The 20,708-nt window shown below is 67.4% G+C and carries 26 protein-coding genes; 13 read left to right on the forward strand and 13 right to left on the reverse strand.

Annotated elements, in window-relative coordinates:
* Positions 1 to 21 precede the first annotated feature (21 nt).
* Together BLS74_RS08615 and BLS74_RS08620 are read left to right on the forward strand one after the other, a co-directional pair.
* Positions 22 to 264 (forward strand): acyl carrier protein, encoded by a 243-nt coding sequence (locus BLS74_RS08615; protein ID WP_093104493.1) that lies wholly within the window; start codon positions 22 to 24, stop codon positions 262 to 264.
* A complete protein-coding gene (locus tag BLS74_RS08620) occupies positions 261 to 1,466 on the forward strand; it encodes a beta-ketoacyl-[acyl-carrier-protein] synthase family protein (RefSeq protein ID WP_093104494.1) in 1,206 nt (401 codons plus the stop codon). Before BLS74_RS08615 ends, BLS74_RS08620 begins: the two co-directional genes overlap by 4 nt.
* Positions 1,467 to 1,473: 7 nt before the next feature.
* On the opposite strand, the gene BLS74_RS08625 is transcribed toward BLS74_RS08620, so the two are convergent.
* Positions 1,474 to 1,812 carry a hypothetical protein gene (locus tag BLS74_RS08625; RefSeq protein WP_093104496.1) on the reverse strand — a complete coding sequence of 113 codons (339 nt, stop codon included), beginning with the start codon at positions 1,810 to 1,812 and terminating at the stop codon, positions 1,474 to 1,476.
* Between the two features lie 49 nt (positions 1,813 to 1,861).
* Positions 1,862 to 2,824, reverse strand: a complete 963-nt coding sequence (locus BLS74_RS08630) for a LysR family transcriptional regulator (protein WP_093104497.1) — start codon at positions 2,822 to 2,824, stop codon at positions 1,862 to 1,864.
* 97 nt (positions 2,825 to 2,921) lie between these two features.
* On the opposite strand from BLS74_RS08630, the gene BLS74_RS08635 reads away from it, so the two are divergent.
* Positions 2,922 to 4,157: an MFS transporter gene (locus tag BLS74_RS08635; RefSeq protein ID WP_093104499.1), complete on the forward strand. Its 1,236-nt coding sequence runs from the start codon at positions 2,922 to 2,924 to the stop codon at positions 4,155 to 4,157.
* Here BLS74_RS08635 and BLS74_RS08640 read toward each other — a convergent pair.
* On the reverse strand, positions 4,154 to 4,987 hold the full coding sequence (locus BLS74_RS08640; RefSeq protein ID WP_244503803.1) for a phosphate/phosphite/phosphonate ABC transporter substrate-binding protein: 834 nt from the start codon (positions 4,985 to 4,987) through the stop codon (positions 4,154 to 4,156). The two genes, BLS74_RS08635 and BLS74_RS08640, sit on opposite strands and share 4 nt — an antisense overlap.
* A gap of 216 nt (positions 4,988 to 5,203) precedes the next feature.
* Between BLS74_RS08640 and BLS74_RS35525 the strand changes: the two genes are divergently transcribed.
* A complete protein-coding gene (locus tag BLS74_RS35525) occupies positions 5,204 to 5,338 on the forward strand; it encodes a hypothetical protein (protein ID WP_280142623.1) in 135 nt (44 codons plus the stop codon).
* Here BLS74_RS35525 and BLS74_RS08645 read toward each other — a convergent pair.
* Complete coding sequence (locus tag BLS74_RS08645; protein WP_170855544.1) at positions 5,305 to 5,667, reverse strand: nuclear transport factor 2 family protein; 363 nt, start codon at positions 5,665 to 5,667, stop codon at positions 5,305 to 5,307. The two genes, BLS74_RS35525 and BLS74_RS08645, sit on opposite strands and share 34 nt — an antisense overlap.
* Before the next feature lie 82 nt (positions 5,668 to 5,749).
* Positions 5,750 to 6,628, reverse strand: coding sequence for a LysR family transcriptional regulator (locus tag BLS74_RS08650; RefSeq protein WP_093104502.1), 879 nt, complete (start codon positions 6,626 to 6,628; stop codon positions 5,750 to 5,752).
* A 71-nt stretch (positions 6,629 to 6,699) separates the two neighbouring features.
* Here BLS74_RS08650 and BLS74_RS08655 point away from each other — a divergent pair, with 71 nt between their 5' ends.
* Positions 6,700 to 7,722, forward strand: coding sequence for a DMT family transporter (locus BLS74_RS08655; protein WP_244503804.1), 1,023 nt, complete (start codon positions 6,700 to 6,702; stop codon positions 7,720 to 7,722).
* A 19-nt stretch (positions 7,723 to 7,741) separates the two neighbouring features.
* Here BLS74_RS08655 and BLS74_RS08660 read toward each other — a convergent pair whose 3' ends face one another.
* The gene (locus tag BLS74_RS08660) at positions 7,742 to 8,887 is read right to left on the reverse strand and encodes a tetratricopeptide repeat protein (protein ID WP_093104503.1); all 1,146 of its coding nucleotides are present in this window, start codon (positions 8,885 to 8,887) and stop codon (positions 7,742 to 7,744) included.
* A gap of 59 nt (positions 8,888 to 8,946) precedes the next feature.
* Positions 8,947 to 10,965, reverse strand: coding sequence for a bifunctional metallophosphatase/5'-nucleotidase (locus BLS74_RS08665; RefSeq protein ID WP_093104505.1), 2,019 nt, complete (start codon positions 10,963 to 10,965; stop codon positions 8,947 to 8,949).
* A 285-nt stretch (positions 10,966 to 11,250) separates the two neighbouring features.
* On the opposite strand from BLS74_RS08665, the gene BLS74_RS08670 reads away from it, so the two are divergent.
* Positions 11,251 to 11,829, forward strand: coding sequence for a hypothetical protein (locus BLS74_RS08670; RefSeq protein ID WP_093104506.1), 579 nt, complete (start codon positions 11,251 to 11,253; stop codon positions 11,827 to 11,829).
* A gap of 13 nt (positions 11,830 to 11,842) precedes the next feature.
* Here the strand turns inward: BLS74_RS08670 and BLS74_RS08675 are convergent, their stop codons facing one another.
* Positions 11,843 to 12,667, reverse strand: coding sequence for an SMP-30/gluconolactonase/LRE family protein (locus BLS74_RS08675; protein ID WP_139191652.1), 825 nt, complete (start codon positions 12,665 to 12,667; stop codon positions 11,843 to 11,845).
* Here BLS74_RS08675 and BLS74_RS08680 point away from each other — a divergent pair.
* Positions 12,629 to 13,456, forward strand: coding sequence for a hypothetical protein (locus BLS74_RS08680; RefSeq protein WP_139191653.1), 828 nt, complete (start codon positions 12,629 to 12,631; stop codon positions 13,454 to 13,456). The two genes, BLS74_RS08675 and BLS74_RS08680, sit on opposite strands and share 39 nt — an antisense overlap.
* Here BLS74_RS08680 and BLS74_RS08685 read toward each other — a convergent pair.
* Positions 13,453 to 14,655: an aromatic ring-hydroxylating oxygenase subunit alpha gene (locus tag BLS74_RS08685; protein WP_170855545.1), complete on the reverse strand. Its 1,203-nt coding sequence runs from the start codon at positions 14,653 to 14,655 to the stop codon at positions 13,453 to 13,455. The two genes, BLS74_RS08680 and BLS74_RS08685, sit on opposite strands and share 4 nt — an antisense overlap.
* 217 nt (positions 14,656 to 14,872) lie before the next feature.
* Here BLS74_RS08685 and BLS74_RS08690 point away from each other — a divergent pair, with 217 nt between their 5' ends.
* From BLS74_RS08690 to BLS74_RS34340, 6 genes are all read left to right on the forward strand, one after another.
* Positions 14,873 to 15,517 carry a TetR/AcrR family transcriptional regulator gene (locus tag BLS74_RS08690; protein WP_093104722.1) on the forward strand — a complete coding sequence of 215 codons (645 nt, stop codon included), beginning with the start codon at positions 14,873 to 14,875 and terminating at the stop codon, positions 15,515 to 15,517.
* A gap of 178 nt (positions 15,518 to 15,695) precedes the next feature.
* Positions 15,696 to 16,103: an MAPEG family protein gene (locus BLS74_RS34335; protein ID WP_170855546.1), complete on the forward strand. Its 408-nt coding sequence runs from the start codon at positions 15,696 to 15,698 to the stop codon at positions 16,101 to 16,103.
* A gap of 178 nt (positions 16,104 to 16,281) precedes the next feature.
* Entirely contained in the window at positions 16,282 to 16,500 is a 219-nt protein-coding gene (locus tag BLS74_RS08700; protein ID WP_093104514.1) for a hypothetical protein, read from the forward strand.
* A 652-nt stretch (positions 16,501 to 17,152) separates the two neighbouring features.
* Entirely contained in the window at positions 17,153 to 17,344 is a 192-nt protein-coding gene (locus BLS74_RS08705; protein ID WP_093104516.1) for a hypothetical protein, read from the forward strand.
* A 213-nt stretch (positions 17,345 to 17,557) separates the two neighbouring features.
* On the forward strand, positions 17,558 to 17,818 hold the full coding sequence (locus BLS74_RS08710) for a hypothetical protein (RefSeq protein WP_139191654.1): 261 nt from the start codon (positions 17,558 to 17,560) through the stop codon (positions 17,816 to 17,818).
* 56 nt (positions 17,819 to 17,874) lie between these two features.
* Positions 17,875 to 18,102, forward strand: a complete 228-nt coding sequence (locus BLS74_RS34340; protein WP_170855547.1) for a class III extradiol ring-cleavage dioxygenase family protein — start codon at positions 17,875 to 17,877, stop codon at positions 18,100 to 18,102.
* A gap of 22 nt (positions 18,103 to 18,124) precedes the next feature.
* Here the strand turns inward: BLS74_RS34340 and BLS74_RS33765 are convergent, their stop codons facing one another.
* The 4 genes from BLS74_RS33765 to BLS74_RS08740 all read right to left on the reverse strand — a co-directional run bounded on the left by BLS74_RS33765 (position 18,125) and on the right by BLS74_RS08740 (position 20,691).
* Positions 18,125 to 18,490, reverse strand: a complete 366-nt coding sequence (locus BLS74_RS33765; protein ID WP_139191655.1) for a hypothetical protein — start codon at positions 18,488 to 18,490, stop codon at positions 18,125 to 18,127.
* 214 nt (positions 18,491 to 18,704) lie between these two features.
* On the reverse strand, positions 18,705 to 19,385 hold the full coding sequence (locus tag BLS74_RS08730) for a hypothetical protein (RefSeq protein ID WP_093104524.1): 681 nt from the start codon (positions 19,383 to 19,385) through the stop codon (positions 18,705 to 18,707).
* Between the two features lie 147 nt (positions 19,386 to 19,532).
* On the reverse strand, positions 19,533 to 19,964 hold the full coding sequence (locus BLS74_RS08735; RefSeq protein ID WP_093104525.1) for a universal stress protein: 432 nt from the start codon (positions 19,962 to 19,964) through the stop codon (positions 19,533 to 19,535).
* A gap of 10 nt (positions 19,965 to 19,974) precedes the next feature.
* On the reverse strand, positions 19,975 to 20,691 hold the full coding sequence (locus tag BLS74_RS08740; protein ID WP_093104527.1) for a TerC family protein: 717 nt from the start codon (positions 20,689 to 20,691) through the stop codon (positions 19,975 to 19,977).
* Positions 20,692 to 20,708 lie beyond the last annotated feature (17 nt).

A 20,708-nucleotide genomic window follows, 5' to 3' on the forward strand; every position in this document is an offset into this window, starting at 1 on the left:
CGTGAGGACGGACATCGCACAATGAGCTCGCTGAAAGTATTACAGGATCTGATCCACGAGAAGTACGGCATCGAGGCGGCGGCGCTCGACCCTCACGCGTCCATGCGCGACAAGGGATTCGATTCACTGACGCTGGTCGAATTCGTGTTCGCGATCGAAGACCACTTCTCCATCTCCATCACCGACGACGACGCGAACAGCGTCGACACGCTGGCCGGCCTCGCGGCCATGGTCGACAAGGTCAGGATGGCGCAGGCCAAGTGACAACCGAGGTCGCCGTCACCGGTCTGGGCCTCGTCGCGCCGCATGGCGACGATCCGGGCACGGTCTTCGAAGCGTTGATGCGCGGCGAATCGGCGCTCGGACCCGTCCTCCCCGAGCTGCCCAAGCCGGCCGCCGCCGCCACGGTGGCCTTCGACGAATCCCGCTGGTTCACCAAGCTGCAGCTCGCCGGCGTCGACCGCGTGAGCCAGCTGGCCGTGGCCGCGGCCGACCTGGCGGTGCGCGATGCAGGCGCACTCGGCAACGTGGACTCCGAACGCATAGGCGTCTACGCCGGCTGCGGCATGGGCGGCGCGGGCGCGCTCGAGGCGGCCTACCGCGGCGCCGGGCGCATGCCGCCGCTCACCATTCCGGCCTTCATGCCCAACGCGCCGGCCTCGCAGGTGGCGATGCGGCAGCGCGTCCACGGCCCGGTGCTCACCTATTCCGTGGCCTGCGCCTCGTCGGCCGTGGCCATTGCCGAGGCAGCCAAGGCGGTGCAGCGCGGAGAGGTCGACATCGCCATCGCCGGCGGCAGCGAAGCGCTGATCGTGCCGGGCGTGTTGCTGGCCTGGCAGGCGATGCAGACCCTGGCCGGCTTCGCGCCCGGCGAAGCGGCCAGCGCGATCCGGCCCTTTGCCAGCGACCGCAGCGGTTTCGCGCTCGGTGAGGGCGCGGCCTTCCTCGTCCTCGAATCGGCCGAGCGCGCACGCCTGCGCGGCGCGCGCAGCCATGCCACGCTGGCCGGCTGGGGCATCGGCTGCGACGCCACCCACCTGACCAAGCCCGACGCCTCGGGCCAGGCCCGCGCCCTGCGCGCCGCGTTGCGGCAGGCCGGTCTGCAGCCGCGCGACGTGGGCTACTGCAACGCGCACGGCACGGCCACGCGCATCGGCGACGTGGTCGAGCGCAACGCGCTGGCCGAGGTGTGGGGCGAGGCGCTCGACGATCTGCGCGTGAGCTCGACCAAGGCCTTGCACGGCCACCTGCTCGGCGCCGCCGGCGCGCTCGAGGCGGTGATCACCGTGCTGGCGCTGGCGCGGCGTCAAGTGCCGCCCAACGCGCATTGCCAGACCATCGACCCGGAGTGCAGCCTGAACCTGGTGCGCGAGGCCGGTGAAGCCGCGCCGCAGCTCGAAGCCGCGATCAGCAGTTCCTTCGCCTTCGGCGGTACGAACGCGGTGCTGCTGTTTCGCCGCGCGTGAACGTCGGCTAGTACTTGATCGTCACGCCGGCCTTGATGCCCGCGTTGCTCTTGCCGTCCGAATGGGCGCCCGCCGAAAAAGAGGTGGTGCCGCCCGTGCTTGCACCGAGCGAATAGTTGGGCCGGGACCCGGAGGTGTCGACGCCGCCGTACGCGCCGCTTCCGTCGAGTCGTTGCGTGCCGATCGTTGCGCCATTCGTGCGGGCCGAGGTCTCGGTGGGCGACACGTTGGGCGCGACGTAGAGGGTGCCCTGGTCGCTGCTTTCCACGGGAAGCTTGAGCGGCTGCGCGAGAGCGCCGGCGCAGCATGCGGCCAAGGCCAGGGATGCGAGGATGGATTTGCTCATACGGATTGGATGGTCAGGTCGACGGGTGGCGGGAGCCATGGGCCCGTGATCAAGGCCTGCGTAGGATAGCTTCTTCGCGCTGGCGCATCCCCACCACCGCCGGCATGGCCTCCCGCATCGCCTCGACGAAGCGGCGCAGCCTGGCCGGATAGAAGCGGGCGTGGGGATACACCACGTAGACAGGCAGTGGCGCGGCGCACCATTGCGGCGCGAGCTGGATCAGCCGGCCCTGGGCCAGGTCCTCGGTCAGCAGCCAGGCCGACCCCACGCCCGCGCCCAGCCCCAGCACCGCGGCGTGGCGCAGGGCCAGCAGGCTGTCGGTGCTCATGCGCGGCCGGATCGCGAAGCGATGGGTTTCGCCGCTCGCCGCATGCGTGAGCGTCACCTCGTTGCGGTAGTAGGTGCGCAGCGCCAGCCAGGGCAAGCCCGCCAGCTCGGATGGGTGCGCCGGCACCGGCGCGCCGGCCAGCACCGAGGGCGCGGCGACCACGATGCGCGGCACCTCGGCCAGCTTGATCGCGACCAGCGCGGGGTCGCTGACTTCTCCGATCTGGATGGCGCAGTCGATGCCGTTGGCGATGAAGTCCTGCGTATCGTCGTGCAGCAGCCACTCGACCGTCACGCGCGGGTAGCGCCGCAGGAAGCGGGCCAGCGGTTCGACGAGCTGCGACTGGCCGAAGGCATGCGGCGCGATCACGCGCAAGCTGCCTTCGGGCTCGTCGCCGGTGCCGCGCAGGTCGGCTTCGAAGGCCTCCCAGTTCGCGAGCAGTTCCTTGGCGCGCTCGAAGCAGCGTTCGCCGTCTTCGGTGAGCTTCATCGCATGCGTGGAACGCTGCAGCAGCCGCACACCGAGCGATCGTTCCAGGACCTGCAGGCGGCGGCTCACGGTGGGTTGCGTCGATCCCATCTGCGCCGCGGCCGCCGACAGGCTGCCGGCTTCCACGATGCGGACGAAGGTCTGCATCAGCGCGATGCGGTCGGCGGAGGCCGAGGGTGAGCCGGGTTCTTTCATGCGAGCAGCGTATATCAATTGTGCGCGGCTTGCGGCTACCACTGAGAGCACTCAAACCTCACACTCCATCCCTCAAGAGTTTCTAAGGGTTAACACCATGTCTGGTATTCACTGCTCGCATGCCACAGCGGGCGTCGTGCCGGCCCCGGAGCCGGCCCGCGCGGCCCAGGGCCTGCCGGCGTCGCTGGTTCTTCTGCTCGCGACCGCGGCCGGCCTCGCCGTCGCTTCGATCTATTACAGCCAGCCCATGCTCGGCGTGCTGGGTGCGGACATCGGCGCCTCCGACCGGGCCGTCGGCTTCATCCCGACGCTGACGCAGCTCGGCTACGCGCTCGGCATCCTGCTCTTGGCGCCGCTGGGCGACCGCTACGACCGGCGCCGCATCATCCTGCTCAAGGCGGCCGTGCTCGGCGCCGCGCTGCTGCTGGCCGGCGTTGCTCCCTCCATCGGCGCGCTGCTGGTCGTCAGCCTGGTCGTCGGCCTGGCCGCGACGATGGCCCAGGACATCGTGCCGGCCGCCGCCACGCTCGCGCCCGACGCCCATCGCGGCAAGGTGGTCGGCACGGTGATGACGGGGCTGCTGCTGGGCATCCTGCTCTCGCGCGTGGCGAGCGGTTTCGTGGCGGAGCACTTCGGCTGGCGCGCGGTGTTCGTTGCGGCCGCGGCGAGCATCGCGCTGATCGGCGCCGCCGCATGGCATCGGCTGCCGCGCTTCCAGCCCACTACGCAACTGGCGTACGGCGCATTGCTCGGTTCGCTGGCCCAGCTGTGGCAGCGCCATGCCGCACTGCGCCGCGCGGCGCTGGCGCAGGGCCTGCTCTCGGTCGGCTTCAGCGCCTTCTGGTCCACCCTGGCCGTGATGTTGCACGGCGCGCCATTCCGCCTCGGCAGCGCCGCGGCCGGCGCCTTCGGGCTGGCGGGCGCCGCCGGGGCGCTGGCCGCGCCCATCGCCGGCCGCATCGCCGATCGCCGCGGGCCGGAACTGGTGACGCGCCTGGGCGCGGGGCTGGTCGTGCTCTCCTTCGCGGCCATGGCGCTGGCGCCGCTGATGCAGCCGCACGCTCGGCTGGCGCTGCTGGTGGCCTGCGCCATCGGCTTCGACCTCGGCATCCAGGCCGCGCTGATCGCGCACCAGACCATCGTCTACGGCATCGAGCCCGGCGCGCGCAGCCGCCTCAATGCCGTGCTCTTCGTCGGCATGTTCATCGGCATGGCCATCGGTGCGGCGCTGGGCAGCCTGCTGTTCGCCGAATGGGGCTGGATGGCGGTCACGGCGCTCGCCACCGCGACGGCCGGCGCGGCGCTCGCAGTGCGGCTTTGGTCGAGGGCCTAGATCCCGAGCCAGTACATCAGGCTCTTCTCGACTTCCGCTGAAGGCGCGACGAAGCCGGTATAGGTCGAAGTGGCCAGCGCACGCTTGCCACCTTCCGACTGGCCGAGCCCCAGCAAGGTGTCGCGCACCGTGGCGACCGCGCTCGCATCGAGCTTGCTCGATGCGAGCCATTGCTTGATGGGGACGGCGCGCGATTCGGCGCAGGTTTTGCCGCCGGTGGACTTCCAGGCCTTGACCACGCCGGCGGAGGCCGTGGCGCCGTAGGCGGCGAAGCCATTCTGCACGTAGAAGGGCACCGCGTCCTGGTAGCGCGTGTTGGTGGTCTTGACCGCGCCGTCCTGCAGGCCCTGCTCGCGCAGCATCGCGCGCGTGATCACCGAGGTGATGGAATCCGGGTCGGGCATGACCAGGCTCTTGCCGGCGATCTCCTTCCAGTTGGAGATCGTCTGCAGGTCCTTGCACAGGAACGAGACCTTGTATTCGGTGAAGCCCGCGGTCCAGGCGAGCGTCTTGTAGTTGCCGCCCTTGGTCGCTTCGAAGGCGATGTGGGCCGGATGCATGAAGGCCAGATCGACCTGGTTCTGCCTCAATGCTTCGCGCGCATTGGCGTACGAACTCAAGACCTTGAGGGTCACGGGCTGCTTGAGCGCCTTGCTCAGTGCCTCGGCGATCGGCTCGAACTTGGCTTCTATCTGGCTGTCGCTGGCCTTGTAGGTCACGCCCTCGGTCACGCCGAGCACCAGCGCTTGGGCCGGAGCGACAGCGGCCAGCAGAAAAGCCGCGGCCCAAGGGGCGAAGCTTGCGTTGCGATCGACGCGGTGTTTCATCATGGATGTCTCGAGTAGTTGCGAGCCCGCAGAATAGGTCAGGGGCCCCGCGCTGCGGTCAACGCGCGCCAACGCCAGGTAGAACTTTCGAGTCAAAGTGCGCAACTTCGCGCATTGATCCGGAATGCGCCGCGCGCTGTAGGTCATGCGCCGACATCCAGCCGCACCGTGCGGCGGCAGAATCGTGACGAAGTGCCCATGCGCTCCAAGGAGACGACCATGACCTATCGAAAGCTCACTCTTGCGCTGGCATGCATCGCCCTGGCAACGCTCGCCGCCTGCGATCCGAAGCCGCAGCCGCCGAAGGCAGCGGCAGCCGATCAGCTGCTGAGCTTGCAGTCGGCCGGCGTTTGATGGTGCGCCACCAGTTGCCAGCGGCCGCCGGTGCGAACATAGACCGAACTGCATTGCGCGCGATAGGCGCTGCCGGTGCTGCCGCGATCGGCGGCAGCGGCGTAGACCAGCACCGCCGTGCCCTCGGCCGGAGCGAGCAGATGCTGGTTCGCGAACTCGACCCGGCGCCAGCGCTTGTCCGGCTCGATCGAGGCCAGGATCTGCGCGCGTCCCATCATGCCCACGGGCTGCGGAAAGACCATGCGCGCATCGACTGCCAGGTGCTGCTCGTAGAAGAGCGCGTCACCGAGCCAGAACCGCTCTTCCAACGCCCACAGGTCTTCTTCCATGCGCCGCAAACTCACCCGGGACGGTGGCGGCCGGCGTAGGAAACGAGGCTTTGTCTTCCACGGACAAAGCCGACGGGAAGCTTTAGGCCCAGGCCTCCAGCACCGCGCTGCGCACCGCATCGACCGCCGTCGTGCGGCTGCTCCCGGCCGCTTCGACCCAGCACAGCCAGGTGTGCGAGCGCCAGCCCTGCCAGATCTTCAGCTCGCCGTTGCGCTCGGCCTGCTCGGCCTGGTCGACGCGCAGAAGCCCGGCGCCCAGGCCGACCGCGACCATGCTGCGGATCGCGCTCTCGCTGTCGGCCGTCCGCGCGGGGCGGTATTCGCGGCCGACGCTTGCGAACAGGCCGTCGAGGTGCGCGCGCAGGATGCATGAAGGCGGCGTGCCGACCCAGGGCAGCTGGGTCAGGGCCTCGAGATCCAGCGCGGGGTGGGCCTCGGCGAGCGGCAGCGGCAGCGTCACCGCCAGGTCGACGACACCGAGGCGTTGCAGCACGAGGCCGTCGAGCTTTTCGCTGTCGCTGAGCGCATAGGCGCAGTCCAGCTCGCCGCGCCGCACGCCTTCCAGCGTCCGGTGCGACAGGCCCTGCTGCAGTTGCAGCGAGACCTGCGGATGGCGCTCGGCCAGCTTCACCAGCACTTCGCCGAGCCGCAGCGCAACCGGATCGACCACGGTGCCGAAGCGCACCACGCCCTGCGCCGCGCCGCGGATCTGCTCGGCCGCCGAGCGCATGCGCGTCGCCGAGGCCAGGGTGCGCTCCGCTTCCTCCAGCAGGGTGTGGCCGGCTTCGGTCGGCGTCATGCCGCGCGGCGTGCGCTCGAAAAGCTTGACGCCGAGTTCGTCTTCCAGCGCCTTGAGCTGCGCACTCACGGCCGGCGCGCTGGTGAACACGCGCTCGGCCGCCCGCGTGAGGCTGCCCTCGCGCGCGATGGCCACGAAGGTCTTGAGTTGGTAGAGCTCCATGTCGCAAATTGTGAGCGCGCCGGCCGGATTCGTCTGTTCGCAAATCCTGAGACCCCGGTCCAAAGAAACGAATGGTCAATGCGGACCCCGATGCCGATATTCGGCTCATGTTCAAGACCATCCACCCACGCGCGCTCGGCATCGCCGCGCTGCTCGCCGCCACCTCCACCTGGGGCGGCATGTTCCTCGTCAGCAAGAACGTTCTCCACCACGTCGATCCATTCTGGTTCACGCTGATCCGCTACAGCCTCTCCGCGCTGGTGTTCGTCGCCCTGCTCGCCCCGCGCGGCGCGGCGCCCTGGCGAAAGCTGCGCGCCCACGCCGGCCCGCTGGCCCTGCGCGGCATCGCGGGCTTCGGCGTGTTCAGCGTGCTGCTGCTCACGGGCCTCGCCCATTCGCTGCCTTCGCACGGCGCGGTCATCATGGCCACCACGCCGATGACCGCACAGCTGCTGCGCTGGGTGCTCGACGGCGTGCGGCCCACGCGCGCGACGCTCTCGACCAGCGCGCTGGCGCTGGCCGGCGTGGTCGTCGTCTCGGGCGTGCTCTTCCCGCACGGCGCAGAGGCCGGCGCATCGACCGCCTACGGCGACGCGATCGCCCTCCTCGGCACGCTGGGGTGGGTCTGGTACACGCGCGGCGCCACACAGTTCGCCGACCGGCTCGACGTCGTCGAATACACCGCGCTGACCGTGCTGACCGCCTGGCCCGTGCTGCTGCTGGGCGCGTTGCTGGCCACCGCCTTCGGCCTGGCCGCGGTACCGAGCGCGGAAGGCATGGCGCTCTCGTGGCACGTTCTGGTCTTCGTCGGCCTGGTGCCCTCGGCCATGGCCGTGCTGGCCTTCAATCACGGCGTGCGCACCCTGGGCGCGGTGACGGGCACGGCCTTCCTGAACTTCATCCCGGTGTCGGCGCTCCTGATGAGCGTGGCGCTGGGCAAGCTGCCCTCGGGCAACGAGCTGCTGGGGATGGCGATGGTGGTCGGCGCCCTGTTGATTCATACCGCGCGCAGCCGGACGGGTGCTGCGACGCCGGTTCGCGGCACCGCACTGGCGAAGCGCAGCGGCAGCGGTGAGTGCGGCGCGACCTCGTGAGGCAACGAAAAACGGGCCCTCAGGGCAACGCGATCAGCTGCAGCGCGAGTCGCAGCCCGCTTTCATAGGCCTCGTCGACCGGAATCGCTCTCGAAGGCCGCGCCGATGCAGCGGGGTCGACGGCACTCGGCGACGGCGTGGCCGGCGCGATCTCCAGCAAGGACTGCCACCGCGACGCAGGCAGCATCACGGCCTCGCGGTCGGAGCCCTGCAAGGCCATGCCCGCAAGGCGCCCGTTGGCGTCGAGCACCGGCCCGCCGTGCGGCCCGTCGGCGACCTCGATGCCCAATCGCCGAAGGCCGGCGTTGCCCTGAAACGAACCGAGGAAGCCCTGCCGCAGCCACGGCCATGCGGCGACGGCGGCGCCCGGCGCGGCGTATTCCAGCGCGAAGCCCGGGCTTCCCGCGAAGGGATCGCGCGCCGCCACGGCCTGCGTTCCCGTCGCGTCCAATGCGGCCTCAAGGCGCAGCACCGTGACGCCGAGCGCCTCGAGCGCTTGTGCACTGGCGTCGCCGTCGATCCGCGCGCGCGTGGTCTGCCCGAGACCGTTGCGCACCCACAGCGTGCCGGAGGCCGCCGAGCGCGCGGCCGAGCTCGGCACGAGTGCGAGCGTGCCGTCGTTGATCAGCACACCGCTCGAGACGATCCGTGCCGCCTCCGGAATCTCTTCCTGCCCGCGCGCCATCACGCCCTGGGGTGCCATCCGGTGCGGCGTTTGCAGCAGCGGCCCCGCCGCCACCGGCAAGGGCTTCGCAAGAGCGCTGCGCGCCTCGATCAGCACGGGATCCTGCGGCAAGCGTGCGAGCGTCTCGTTCAGCACGCGCTCGGCGAACGCGGGCTGGCCGCCGGCGCGCAGCAGCCACGCGTACAGCGCGCCGGCCGGGGCCGATTCGAGGTGCGCGCCGGCGGTGTGCGCGCAAAAGGCGAGTGCGCGCCGGTACTGCCCGACCTGCATGTAGGTGCGCACCAGTCCCATCTCGGTGTCGGGCGCGTGCAGCATCAGGGCGGCACGGTCGAAGGCGTCGGTGGCCGCCGCGATGTCGCCGCGCACGAGCTCCGACTCGGCGCGGCCGAGCAGCGCCGAGCGGGCTTCCATCCGCGTCGTGTCCAGCACGCGCATGTCCGTGATCGCTGCCGGCGAACGCGGCTGCGCATCGGCGCGCATGCCCGGCAGGCCGAGCGCGATGCAGGCGATCGCGACGACGGACGCGGCCCGGTTGCTGGTCAGGGCAGCACCGTGATGCGCGGGATCGCCAGCGCCGGCAGCGTCGGGTCGTAGGGGGGCTTCGGCGACTTGTAGCCGGCGTTCAGGTAGGCAGTGAGCGCATCGATGTCCTGCGCGCCGCCGAGCACGTTGGTGCCGCCCAGGAGCACCGTGAAGCCGTCGCCGCCGGTGGCCATGAAGTTGTTGACGGTGACCCGGTAGGTCTTGGTCGGGTTCTGCACCACGCCGTTGGCCACGATGGTCTCCGGCGCGCCGGTCGCAACCGGCGGCGTGACGGTGACGTCGGTCGGCGTGAGCACCACGTCGACGATCTTCGAGCAGGGTGCGGCGGCGGCGCTCCACGAATACTTCAGGCCGTTCGACGCCTGCATGATGCGCTGCTGGATCTGGCCCTGGCAGCCGACGAACTGCTGTTCGAGCAGGTTCTTCAGCTGCAGCGCGGTCAGCGTCATCGTCACCAGGCTGTTGCCGAAGGGTTGCACCGTGAACGCGTTGCCGTAAGTCACGTTGTACGGGTAGCTGGCACCGGCGATCGCGAAGCCGGGGTTGCGCACGCCGCCGGCGTTCATGAACGCCATCACCGCGCCCCCGAGCGCGGCCGGCTGCGTGGCCTGCAGCTGCGCGTCGGCGATCAGGCTGCCCGCCGGCATCTCGCCGGCGCCGTTCGCGGCATTGGGCAGCGGCGCGGCGATGGTGCCGATCACCGCGTTGGCCAGCGGCGACACCAGCGCGTTGTAGCCGTCGACGATGTTCTTCACGCTCGGATCGGTGGCGATCGCGTTGTTGATCGCCACGTCCGTGCGGTCGACCAGCCGGTTGGTCGCCGACACCGCCAGCACCTTGTGCGAACGGGGGTGGACGCTCAGGTCGATGTCGGTCAGCACCCGGCCGAAGGCGCTCGCGCTCGTGACCGGGACCAGGCGCCCCTCGCTGTTCGGCAGGCCGGTCGGGCGCGGCGTGCTGACCGCCACCCCGTTGACGTTCTTCACGTCGACCGTGTTGGCGGAGCAGTTGTAGGCCGCGTGGGTGTGGCCGCTGATCACCAGGTCGACGCCGTTGCGCAGGCGCTTGACGATGTTGGCGATCTCGGAGTCGGTGCCGTCGGCGTTCTTCAGGTTGCCGTCGCAGCCGTTGATGTCGCCGACGTTCGGGCTGGTCTGGAAGCCGCCCTGGTGGACGAGCACGACGACCGCGTCGACGCCCTGCGCGCGCAGGCGCGGGATCAATGCGTTGACCGTCTCGGCCTCGTCACGGAACTCGAGACCGGCGACGCCTGTGGGCGTGACGATGCTGGGCGTGCCCTTCAGCGTCATGCCGATGAAGGCCACCTTCACGCCACGGAAGTTCTTGATGCCGTAGGCCGGCAGCAGGGTGCGGCCGGTGGCGGTCTCGAACACGTTGGCCGACAGCCACTTGAACTTCGCACCGTCGAAGGTGCCCAGTGCGTTGGAGCCCACGCCCTTGCAGCTGTTCGGGTCGGGGACGCTGTTGGTGAGCTTGCAGCCGCCGTTCTGCAGCCGCTTCAGTTCGGCCGAGCCCTTGTCGAACTCGTGGTTGCCGACGGCATTGAACTCAAGCCCGATCTTGTTCAGCGTCTCGACCGCCGGCTCGTCGAAGAACAGGGCCGAGATCAGCGGCGAGGCACCAATGAAATCGCCGGCGCCGACGACCACGTTCAGCATGTTCTGCGCCTTCAGCCGCGCCACGTAGGCCGCCAGGTACTCGGCACCGCCCACGGCCGGACGCTGCGCCGCGGGGACCACGGTGTTGATGCCGAAGGTGCCGGGCGACTGCAGGTTGCCGTGGTAGTCGTTGAAGCCGATGATCTTGATCTTGATGGGCTCGCGCGGGCGACCGTGATGGTCGGGGTCGCGATCGCGGTCATCGTCGTGGTCGTTGAAGGCGATGGTCTTGATCGGCTGAGCCGAACGGGCCTGAACAGGCGCAGAGACCAAGCTGATGCCTGTGACGGCAACGGCAGTCAATGCGCAGCTCAGCGCGAAGTGGCGGATCGTCATGGCAGGGTCCCTCCTGGTCCATCGAATTGCGGCAGCGCTGTTCTTTGGTGCATATGCCGATCGCACGCGGGAACCGGTGCAGATGGCGCGACTATCGATGCGCCCGGTGACGGTGCTGTGACGCGCCGAATCGGGCTTGACCGTCTTCCGCGATCTCGGCGCTCGCAAAGGCATTGAAGGTTCGTGCAGTTGTGCGCAATTCGCGGCGCGGCGCACGATGTAACCCGTTTGCCTTCATTCGACCGCGTTTGACAATGGCACGACACCTATTTCGAGCCTCACGTTATGAACGCATCTCGCCTTCTCGAACCGCTCTTTCGCATCCCGCGCGGCCTTTGGGCCGTCTTGGCGGCGCCCGTGCCGATGCGGCCGGCCGTGCGGGCCAAGCCTCGAAGCGAGGCCCCGGCCAGGCGCGAGTTCCGTCCGACGAGCTTCGAAGCGGCACGGCCCGAGGTCGAGCCGGTTGCCGTTCAACCGGCTGCTCCCACGCCAGTCATGAAAGCGCCCACGATCGTCGTGGAAGCCCCTGAGGCCGAAGCGCCCGTCGGCGCGAAGACGATGCGCTCGCTCGAAGAGGTGAGGGCCGACCTGGCGCGGCTGCGCCAGACGGCCAGGGAGCGGCATGCGCTGGCACAGCAGCCAGCGCGCCATGTCGATACCAGCTTTGCGCGGACCGACTTCATGGAGATCCCCGAACCCTTGCCCATGTCCTCGCCGCGCAAGAAGGACGATTCGGAGTTCGAGGCCACTGCCTTCGTGGGCATCTCCGAACCCCTGCCCATGCCGCGCAAGAAAGACGACTCGGAATTCGAGGCCACGGCCTTCGTGGACTTCGCTTACCCGATACCGCTGCTGGCCAGATAAGACCCTCCGTCGGCTAGCGGGCCGGCGCGGGCAACTTGAACCGGACGAGATTCCATCGCGTCACTTTCTCCTCCCACTCGTCGCCCTCTGCGGGCGTGAGCGGCAAGGCAAGGTTCGAGACGATCATCCAGTCGCCTTGCGCGACAGTGCTCGCCGGAAACAGCAGTCCCCGCGGCGCCCCGTCGCTGCCGATGCCATCGAACTCGCCCGCACGAACCACGGTGCGGCCCTTCTCGTCGAGCCCCAGCACCACGTCAGCCTGGTTCGATGCGATCCACATCAGGCCGCGGTGGAACATCAGGCCGTCGGCGCCATGCACGCTCTCGGCGACGATGCCGAGCGGCCCCGCCGGCATCGGCATGCGCAGCAGGCGTCCGTCGCCGGCGTTGTTGACATAGAGAAGGCTTTCGTCGGCATTGAACGCGAGCCCGTTGGCGCCGAAGGGCAAGGTGCCGGCCGTCGCGAGCAGCGGGTCGCGCGATATCGGCACCGCGGCACACGATGGCGCGCAGCTCGTCGCCCGCTCGATGCGATAGATGGCACCCTGGAACGAGTCGGACACGTACAGGTTTCTTGCCTTGTCGAACACCATGCCATTGGGCGCCGGGAATCCGCTGGACCCGAAGGTGATGATGTCCTTGCTGCCTTCCGGATTCGCGACCGGCCTCGGCAACGGCGTGGGCGGCACCAGGGCCGTGAACACAGCGACGTTTTCCACCGGCGAGGCGGAGGTGAAGGCGGCATCGATGCGCTGCAGTGCCTCGGGCGACTGGCCGATGCCCGCGACGGGCTCGAACGCATGGTCGGGCGGTATGCCGCGCCGGTCTATCGATCGCACCTGATCCGCTTCATCTACGAGCAGAAGATGATTGCGCAGAACTCGCTCGCGCACGCCCTCTGGCTCCAGGGCTTTGCGGACCAGGCGATGCGGGTCGTGCAGCAGGCGACGGAGGGTGCGCGCGCCATCGACCATCCGCCCACGGTGTGCTACGTGCTGACCGAGGGCGTGTGCGCCATCGCCCTGCTCACGCGCGGCGTCGCGGCGCTGGCGGAGCCCGCGGCATCGGCGATAGACGCGACGCGGCGGCACGGCGTATCGACCTGGAAGGCGCGCGGCCGCATGTGGCGCGGCTTGCTGCTGCTGAGCCAAGGCGACACGGAGGCGTATGCGCGCGAACTCCGCCCGGCCTTCGACGAGATCGGGGAAGCGCTCTTCGTCCTGCACTACACGGGCTACGTTTCCGCCGCCTGCATGGAACTCGGCCTGCAGGGATGCGTGGCCGAAGCCTTCGAACTGATCGAGGCCGCCATCGGGCGCGCACGGCGGGTCGGCGATCGGTGCTCGGTGGCCGAGCTGTTGCGCGTGAAGGGCGAGCTGCTGGATCGCGAGCCCGCTTCGAAGGATTTGGCTGAAGCGCAGTTCATCGAGGCCGTCAAAGCGTCGCGACAACAGGAATCCCTGGCCTGGAAGCTGCGATGCGCGACGAGCCTTGCGCGGGCTTGGCTGCAACAGGGGCGTCGCGTGGAAGCATGCGAACTGCTGGCGCCCGTGTACGCACAGTTCACGGAGGGTTTCGACACGGCCGACCTGCAGCAGGCTCGCGCCCTGCTGGGATCGATGCGCTAGCCCTCGCCCGCGGGCACGAGCGTCCCGCCGATCGCCGCGTCGATGCCGCGATGAAAGCGCAGCACCCCGTGTTCGAGCCGACCTGCCTGCAAGCCCGCGTTGGCGCCGCTGTGCAGGCCGCGCTGGATCGCCACCGCCGTCGCGATGTCTTCCTTCTGAAAGACCGTCTCCTCGATCAGCCGGAAAGTCTTTTCCCAGTGCGGAATCCAGTCGTCGCCGGTGCGATCGGGAGGAATCAACATCGTGTGCATCCACCGCACTTCGCCGGCGGCCGGCGAGAACATGCCGATGAGGCTGACATAGTCCGGGTGCCAGATCAGGAAGGTGTTCGGGAACAGAAACTGCGTCGGCGTCGCAAGCTTGCACAGCGCATCGCGGTCGCGCGGCGTCTCGAATGCCTCGAAGGCTCTGCGCCGGGCGACCAGCGAGTCCTGATGCGGGCCGGCATCCAGGTTGACCGTGTACGCATCGGCGAAGAACGGATAGATGGTGTCACGATGCAGGACGCGGATGTGATATCCCTCGAGGAACGCGTCGACGGTGAGCTTCCAATTCGCGGCATACACCCGATCGATCTTGCGGAACACCTTCATGTCCGCCAGCCCCAGCCATTGCAGGTGCTCTTCGAGCCCTCGCAGAAAGCCGGCGGCCGAGAACGCCGGGCCAGGCGTGCGCTTCACGAATATCAGCCCGCCGGCTTCGGCGCAGGGCAGTTCGACCAGATGGAGCGTGGCCGGGTCGATCCCGTCGAAAGTCTCCGCATGCAAGCGATGACGCAAGTGCCCGTCGAGCCCGTAGGTCCAGCCGTGATACGGACAAACCAGTGTCTTGCAGCTTTTGGCCTTTGCGGGCTCCGGCCCTTCGGCTTGAACCAGCGCCATTCCGCGGTGCCTGCAGACATTGAAGAACGTGCGGACGCGACCGTCGCCTGATCGGGTCACCACCATGGGCACGCCGAGCGCATCGAATGGCAGCGCCGATCCTGCAGGCACTTCCGAGCTGTGCGCCGCGACGATCGGCCACTGCGCAAAAAGCATGTCCTGCTCCTGCTGCCAATGATGACGGTCGGTGTAATGGCCGAGGGGCACCGTGCCCGTCTCGGTTCCCATCTCGCGCTCGCCGGTTGAACGGGCGTGATCGAGCCGGTGAATCAGATCGGCCAGCGTCGCAGGCGGCGGAGCAGAGGTCTGCTGTGTCATGGCGGGCGATCCCCAGTTTCGAGTTCGAAGGCGCCCTGAAAGCTTATGTGAGATGTACGCTCGGCGTGTTCGGTTTTCCCGCCCATGCGCGCGCGTCGCAATGGCACGTGCTTCCCCCTCGTGGCGCCCGCCCGGACGAGCGGCGTTGCGGCTCCACGGCAAGCAAGTGTTCAGCTTTGGAAGATGAAGTCTTCGGTGCCACCCCAGCAGACAGCACATGATCTTGACTGTTAAGCCTCGCCGCAAGCCTTCGCAGGCGCGGGCGTGGATGACCTCGCGCGCCATTCAGGATGCCTTCGTCCTTCTTCTGCTCGAGCGCGGGTACGAGAAGGTGTCGATGCGCCATATCGCGGCGGTCGCGGGCGTCGGCCTTGGCACCCTCTATCAGTACTTTCCGGGCAAGGATTCCATCGCCGCCGTCACCGTTCGCAGCCGGCTGCGCGGATTGGCCGCGCGCGTGGAAGAGGCCGGCGTCGCTTCGAGCCCGCGTACGCTGGAGCAGACGGTTCATGCCCTGGCGCAAGCGCTTGTCGGAACCTTGCTGGGCCAAGCTGCGGAATGGCGAGCCCTCTTTGTTCTGGAGCGGCGCATCTCCTCTTCTGAAACCTATCGCGAGCTCTACAGGCAGTTTGTTCATCTGTTTCGCGATGCCTTTGCTTCGGCATCGGACTGGCCTGCGGAGTTCGATCGCGAGCGCGTCGCCTTGAATGCGTTCTCCATCGTCGATGCCATGGCCAAGCACGCATTGCTCGTGCAAGAGTCCTGCCCCGACGCGGGCCAGGTCGTGGAAGACGTGGAATGTGCGGTCAACGGCTACTTCCTGCTGGAGAGAAGAAAGTGCGGAGCCGCGCGGACGCGCTAGCGTTGGCTTCGCCGCAGACGCCCATGGTTATCTCGACCCTGACATCCTTGAGGCCACGCAAACTGCCGGTGATGAACCACACCTGCGGTGCAGCGGCCTTTTTCGAGCAGAGACCGCATCCTTTTGCAGGACCGAAACGTCTTCCGAGTACCTGCGTATCCACGCCGGGGAGGCAACCATGAGGACCGAACTTTTCTATCTGCTGCTGACCGCCATCCTGACCGGCGTTCTCTGGATTCCCGTCGTCATCGGGTATGTGAGGTCGCGCGGGCCGCTGACGCCGGCCGCCTACAAGACGCCGCCGACGACACCGCTGCCCGACTGGGTCACCCGCGCCAACCGGACGCACCAGAACGCGGTCGAGAACCTGGCGCCCTTCGCGGCCGTGGTGCTGATCGCGCACGCCGCTGGCATATCCAGCGGGGTGACCGAGGTGTGCGCCGCGGTCTACTTCTATGCGCGCCTGGCGCATGCGGTGATCCACATCAGCGGCTTCGGGCGGTTCTTCGCGCGCACCGTGTTGTTCACGGTCGCCTGGTTGGCGTTCATCACCTTCGCAGTGGTGGTGCTGATGCGCGCGCTGTGAGGAGCGCATCCGCATGATGGCCTGTCCTGCTCCCTCCCCCTCGGAGAGGGCGGGGGTGAGGGCACGCAGCGCCTCCGCCCATGATCAGCTCGCTCCGCAGCAAGAGCCCCTCCCGCCGGCATCGGAAAACCGTCGCGAACATTTCGCAAGAATACTGGATGAATGTACAGTGTCATCCATGGACCGCGAAATCTGGATTGCCGTCTGTGCGCACCGGCTGCAACGACAGTGGCGCACCGTAGACCCCGAGCAGCTCGACGAGCTGGCGGCCGATTTGTGGAAGGACGAGAGGCTGCGCGCCCTCGCGCCCGACGATGCGGCCACGCTGTGGCTCGAGCCGCTGGCATCCGCGGATGGGCAGCATCCTGGTCGGCGCCGCCTCGGGGGCTGGGATTGATTGGGCTGGCCGTCGGAGTCGGCGCCTCATCCGTGCGATATCTCACACATCGAGCGAAGCAAGACAAATGAATCCTTTGGTATTCATCTTGGCGCGCTCAGAATCAGGTCCCATCTCTTACGAAGGCTTTGACGGCCATGGAGACTTCTCCCTCTTTCCGACGACTGCTGAGCCTTCTGGCGCAGATCGGCAGACGAGTCGTCGCGCGTTCAGCGAAATCTGCGTCAGGTCAGACGCTCGGTGTGCGTTCCGCCTACCGAGTACCGCTCGGGTCAGCTCCCATGAGGTCGGAGGCTCCCGCACGGTCCTTGGGTTCGCCGAAGCCTCGGGCGTCGGTGCCGCCGGCACCCGCGATCGCCACAGGCGTACGCGATCGGGCCAAGACGATGCGCTCGTTGGATGAGATGAGAGCCGATCTGGCGCGCCTTCGCGCGAGTTCCAGGGAGCGCCACGCGCCTGTTCCGATCAAGCGTCAAACCACTTTCGACGCCACCGTTTTCGCCAACTTCACCGAAGCCGCAACCACGGGGAACACGGATCCTCCTCAGGACTACTCCCAGACGGTGTGTTTGCCTCGCAGTGCTTCCGAGTCGCCGTCGAGAAAGTAGATCGGTGGGGCACACGAGCTTCCAACCGCTAAACCTCTAGAGCCATGTCAAGACGATTCAACACCCACAACCGCTTCGCTGCCGAACTCGACAGCGCCCCTTCCCGGCTGGAGGACCTGACTCTCCACCATCGGCTCGAGGAACGTGAGCAGCGCGCTTCCGGCTGGCGGCGCAACATGGGCGTCGCCGCGCTTGTGGTTGTTGCGGTGCTCGTCGCGATGTTCATCGCGTGGTGAGGGGAAACGCTGCTGGTGCGAGACCGCACGCAGGAGCCTCCGCACCCCCTTCATCAGCTTGGTGCTTAGCCACCTCCAGCAAGACCGCGAGCTCCTGCGCAATTGGCCGACGACGGCCAAGGGCGGAAACCTACAGGAGGAGCGCACGTAGACGAAGCCCCTGCTTGCACCAGTGGCTCCAGTATCCAGCCTGGTCAACCAGATGGACATGACATGAGAGCTGATGCACTACCAAGCGCAACGAACGTCGACACTGCGCGCCGCAACGGCGTGGTTTGGACTGCGTTCATTGACGAATATGAACTCGCCTTGCGCTCGGTCGAGTGCGACTACCCCGTGCTCGATCCCGATTCCACCGAGTTCAAGGAGGACGTGATGCTCGGGGTCTACGAGGCCATGAAAGCTCTTGTGAAGCAAGGCACCCCGCCCGCTCTGGCAGTCAGGCTGGCTGCGGTCCAGCGCTTCGGCAATTGACGGATGCACTGGCGTTCGGCATAGCCACCCCAACCGAATGCGAGTACCTTCCGGTCATGAGCACGAAGGCCGCACGTCGCGAGTACCTGGAGGCTGTCGCTGAATTTCAGCGAGCGCTTCAAGAGTTCTCTGTCGGCATGGGCCGCCTCGATCCGTCCCCGCCCAATCGCTCGCCACAGGACGGCGCGCAACCGGCGGTCATCGCGCAGCTGCTTGGGCCCCGCAAGCCTGCTCAGCGCGCGCCGCGTGCTCAGCGGCTGATAGACGGCGCAAGGAAGGCGTGATCTCCCTCGATGGCGGGCGGTCTCAGGTGTAAAACGCGTCCTCCAGTTCGTCGAGCGCCTTGCGGGCAAGCCGAATGGCGTCGTCGATCTGTTCCAGCGTCAGCGGAGGACGCGCAGGTGCGGACTGAAGAGCGTCGTTCAACTGCTCGCACGCCGCTTCCCAGACGAGCAACCCGCGCCGGCGGGCAAGATCCGTTTTAGTCACTGCGTTTCTCCTGCGGCGAACCGCGAAGGCGAAGTGTGCGCCATGGAGAGCGAATGGACGCACGGAACTGTTCGCGCTGTCGATGCCCAGAACAGCGATAGGACGTGCGCCGCCCTCAGAAGCGGCGACGCGGTCATGATCGGCGACTGCCAGGCGCGATTTATCGCCGATGAGGACTTTCACGAGATCGTGGCCGAAACGCGCCCGTCTCTCCCGGGACTCCGGGTGCTCCTGGTCGATTCAATGGCGAGCGAGCTGCTTACCCCCTGACCAGGGGGATCCTTGGGCCCAGTCCTCGCGCCTGCCAGTCCTCGGGTCCGTCTTGCGGGAATACAGGCGGTATTCGCCTGAGGCGAGTTTGCGAGACGCCGACCACCACAGGTTGACGCAAGCCAAGTCAACCGCAGCGCGTCGCTTTGCTCTCCGCCTTGTTGATAAGCCATGTCAGCAAGGTACCGGGCACGAGAAAGCCGAGGGTGACCAAGATGCCGTGCAGCAGATGGGCCAAAGGTTCGTTCAGCCCTGCGACGTGCTTCATAGGCGAAAGCCAGGGTGACAGATTCAGGAACAGGACAACGAGCACCATCGAGGGCCAGAGCAGGCTCACCCCGCGACGAGCGCTTGTGACCCATGCGTACGCGACCAGAGCTGCAGCAAACACACCCTCTAGAACCCAGGATGCAGTGCCCAGCTTGCCCCACAGCCCATAGCCCCAATGGGTCTCGGCGTGTGGGTACAGCGCCATATCGTTGTTGTGCACGGGCAAGTCCGCGAGGAAATGCGAAAGGGCCGCGACGAACGCCAAGGTCGCGACCCGCCTGTCTCGCAGGAAAAGCGCGCCCCAAATCGCTGACCAGAACAACGCGGCCAGCAATGAGTGGTCCCAATCTATGAACGTGAGGTCGAAGAAGAGGTACGGGCCGGCGAGCGGATTCGGCGTCACGCGATCCCAGCCCAGAACGATGAAGGTGCCATCAAGAATGTCCAGGAAACCCGCGCCGAGCATGATTGGCAAGGCGGGTACTTTTGGATAGCGTGCTTTCAGCGCCATGCCGATGGCGAAATGACCGACGTACATGAGAGGATGTTAGAGCTTGAACCGGCTGTTCATCGTTGAACGCGGGTGCCCGACGCCGGCATCAGGGCACTGACACGCAACGGCACCGGTTCAGCTCTGGCGACGGTCGCCACGGACGTGGCGCTCATCTCGACCAGCTCTTCCCATTCAGGAGCTGATGACCTGGGGGTCGCCGCTCGCACCCAGGTGCTGGCGCACCTGCTGCGCCATCGAGCCGAAGATCTTTCCTGCCAGACCGGGTTCATCGCTGCCGAAGACGATACGGCTGCAGCCGTAGTCGCGAGCGGCCATGGCAATCGTCTCGGCACTGCGCCCCACCAGCACGATGCTTGTGTAGCGGACCCCAGCCAGGTTGAGCAGGCTCTGTGCGTACTGCAGATCCTCGGCGCCTGCGTCCAGCTGCAGGTCGAGCAGCTCGCGTGTGCCGAAGAGCATCGCAACATGACCCGAGACCTTGGGCTGCACCCGCAGCAAGCGAACGGTCACCCGCTCGGTTCGGCTCATGCGCACGACCTGCTCGATGGCCGAGCGCGTACGAGCCGGTTCATTCGGGTCGATAGGTACCAGAATGCGCGTCATGCGGGCACCTTCAGACGGCGGGTTGCTTCTTGGTCGCTTGTAGTTGTTGTTCGCGGCGCTGTCCGCGGCGGGTGCTCAGCCACTTGCCGATCGCCACCACGAACATGGCACCGAGCGCCGGGACCACCGTGTGCAGCGCGTGTTGATTGGCGGCCAAGCCGACGATGGACGGATCTGTCATCGCCATTTCGCCGGCCACCCAACCGAGCAGGGCGGCGCCGAGCACGATGATGATTGGGAATCGATCCATCAGTTTCAGGATCAAGGTGCTGCCGAAAATGATCAGGGGAATGCTGATCACGAGACCGAACACAAGCAGTGGAACATTGCCCTTCGCTGCAGCAGCGACGCCGACGACGTTGTCCAGGCTCATGACCAGGTCGGCAACCACGATGGTCTTGATGGCCGCAGCCAGACCGGCGTGGCCTTCCATGCTCTTCCCCTCGTCCTCTTCTTGAAGCAAGCCAATGCCGATCCAGAGCAGCAGCGCTGCGCCGACCAGCTTGAGGTACGGCAGGGTCAGCAGATAGACGGCAAAGAAGGTCAGGACCACGCGCAACACGATGGCGCCGACGCTGCCGAACAGGATTGCCTTCTTTTGCTGGGCGGGCGGTAGCGAGCGGGAGGCCATCGCTATGACGACGGCGTTGTCCCCGCTCAGGACGATGTTGATCAGGATGATCTGCGACAGGGCGATCCAGAATTCGGCACTCGACAAAAGCGACACGGTGTCTCCTCGGTAAA

It is taken from the genome of Variovorax sp. CF079, from assembly GCF_900101545.1.
Taxonomy (GTDB): Bacteria; Pseudomonadota; Gammaproteobacteria; order Burkholderiales; family Burkholderiaceae_C; genus Variovorax.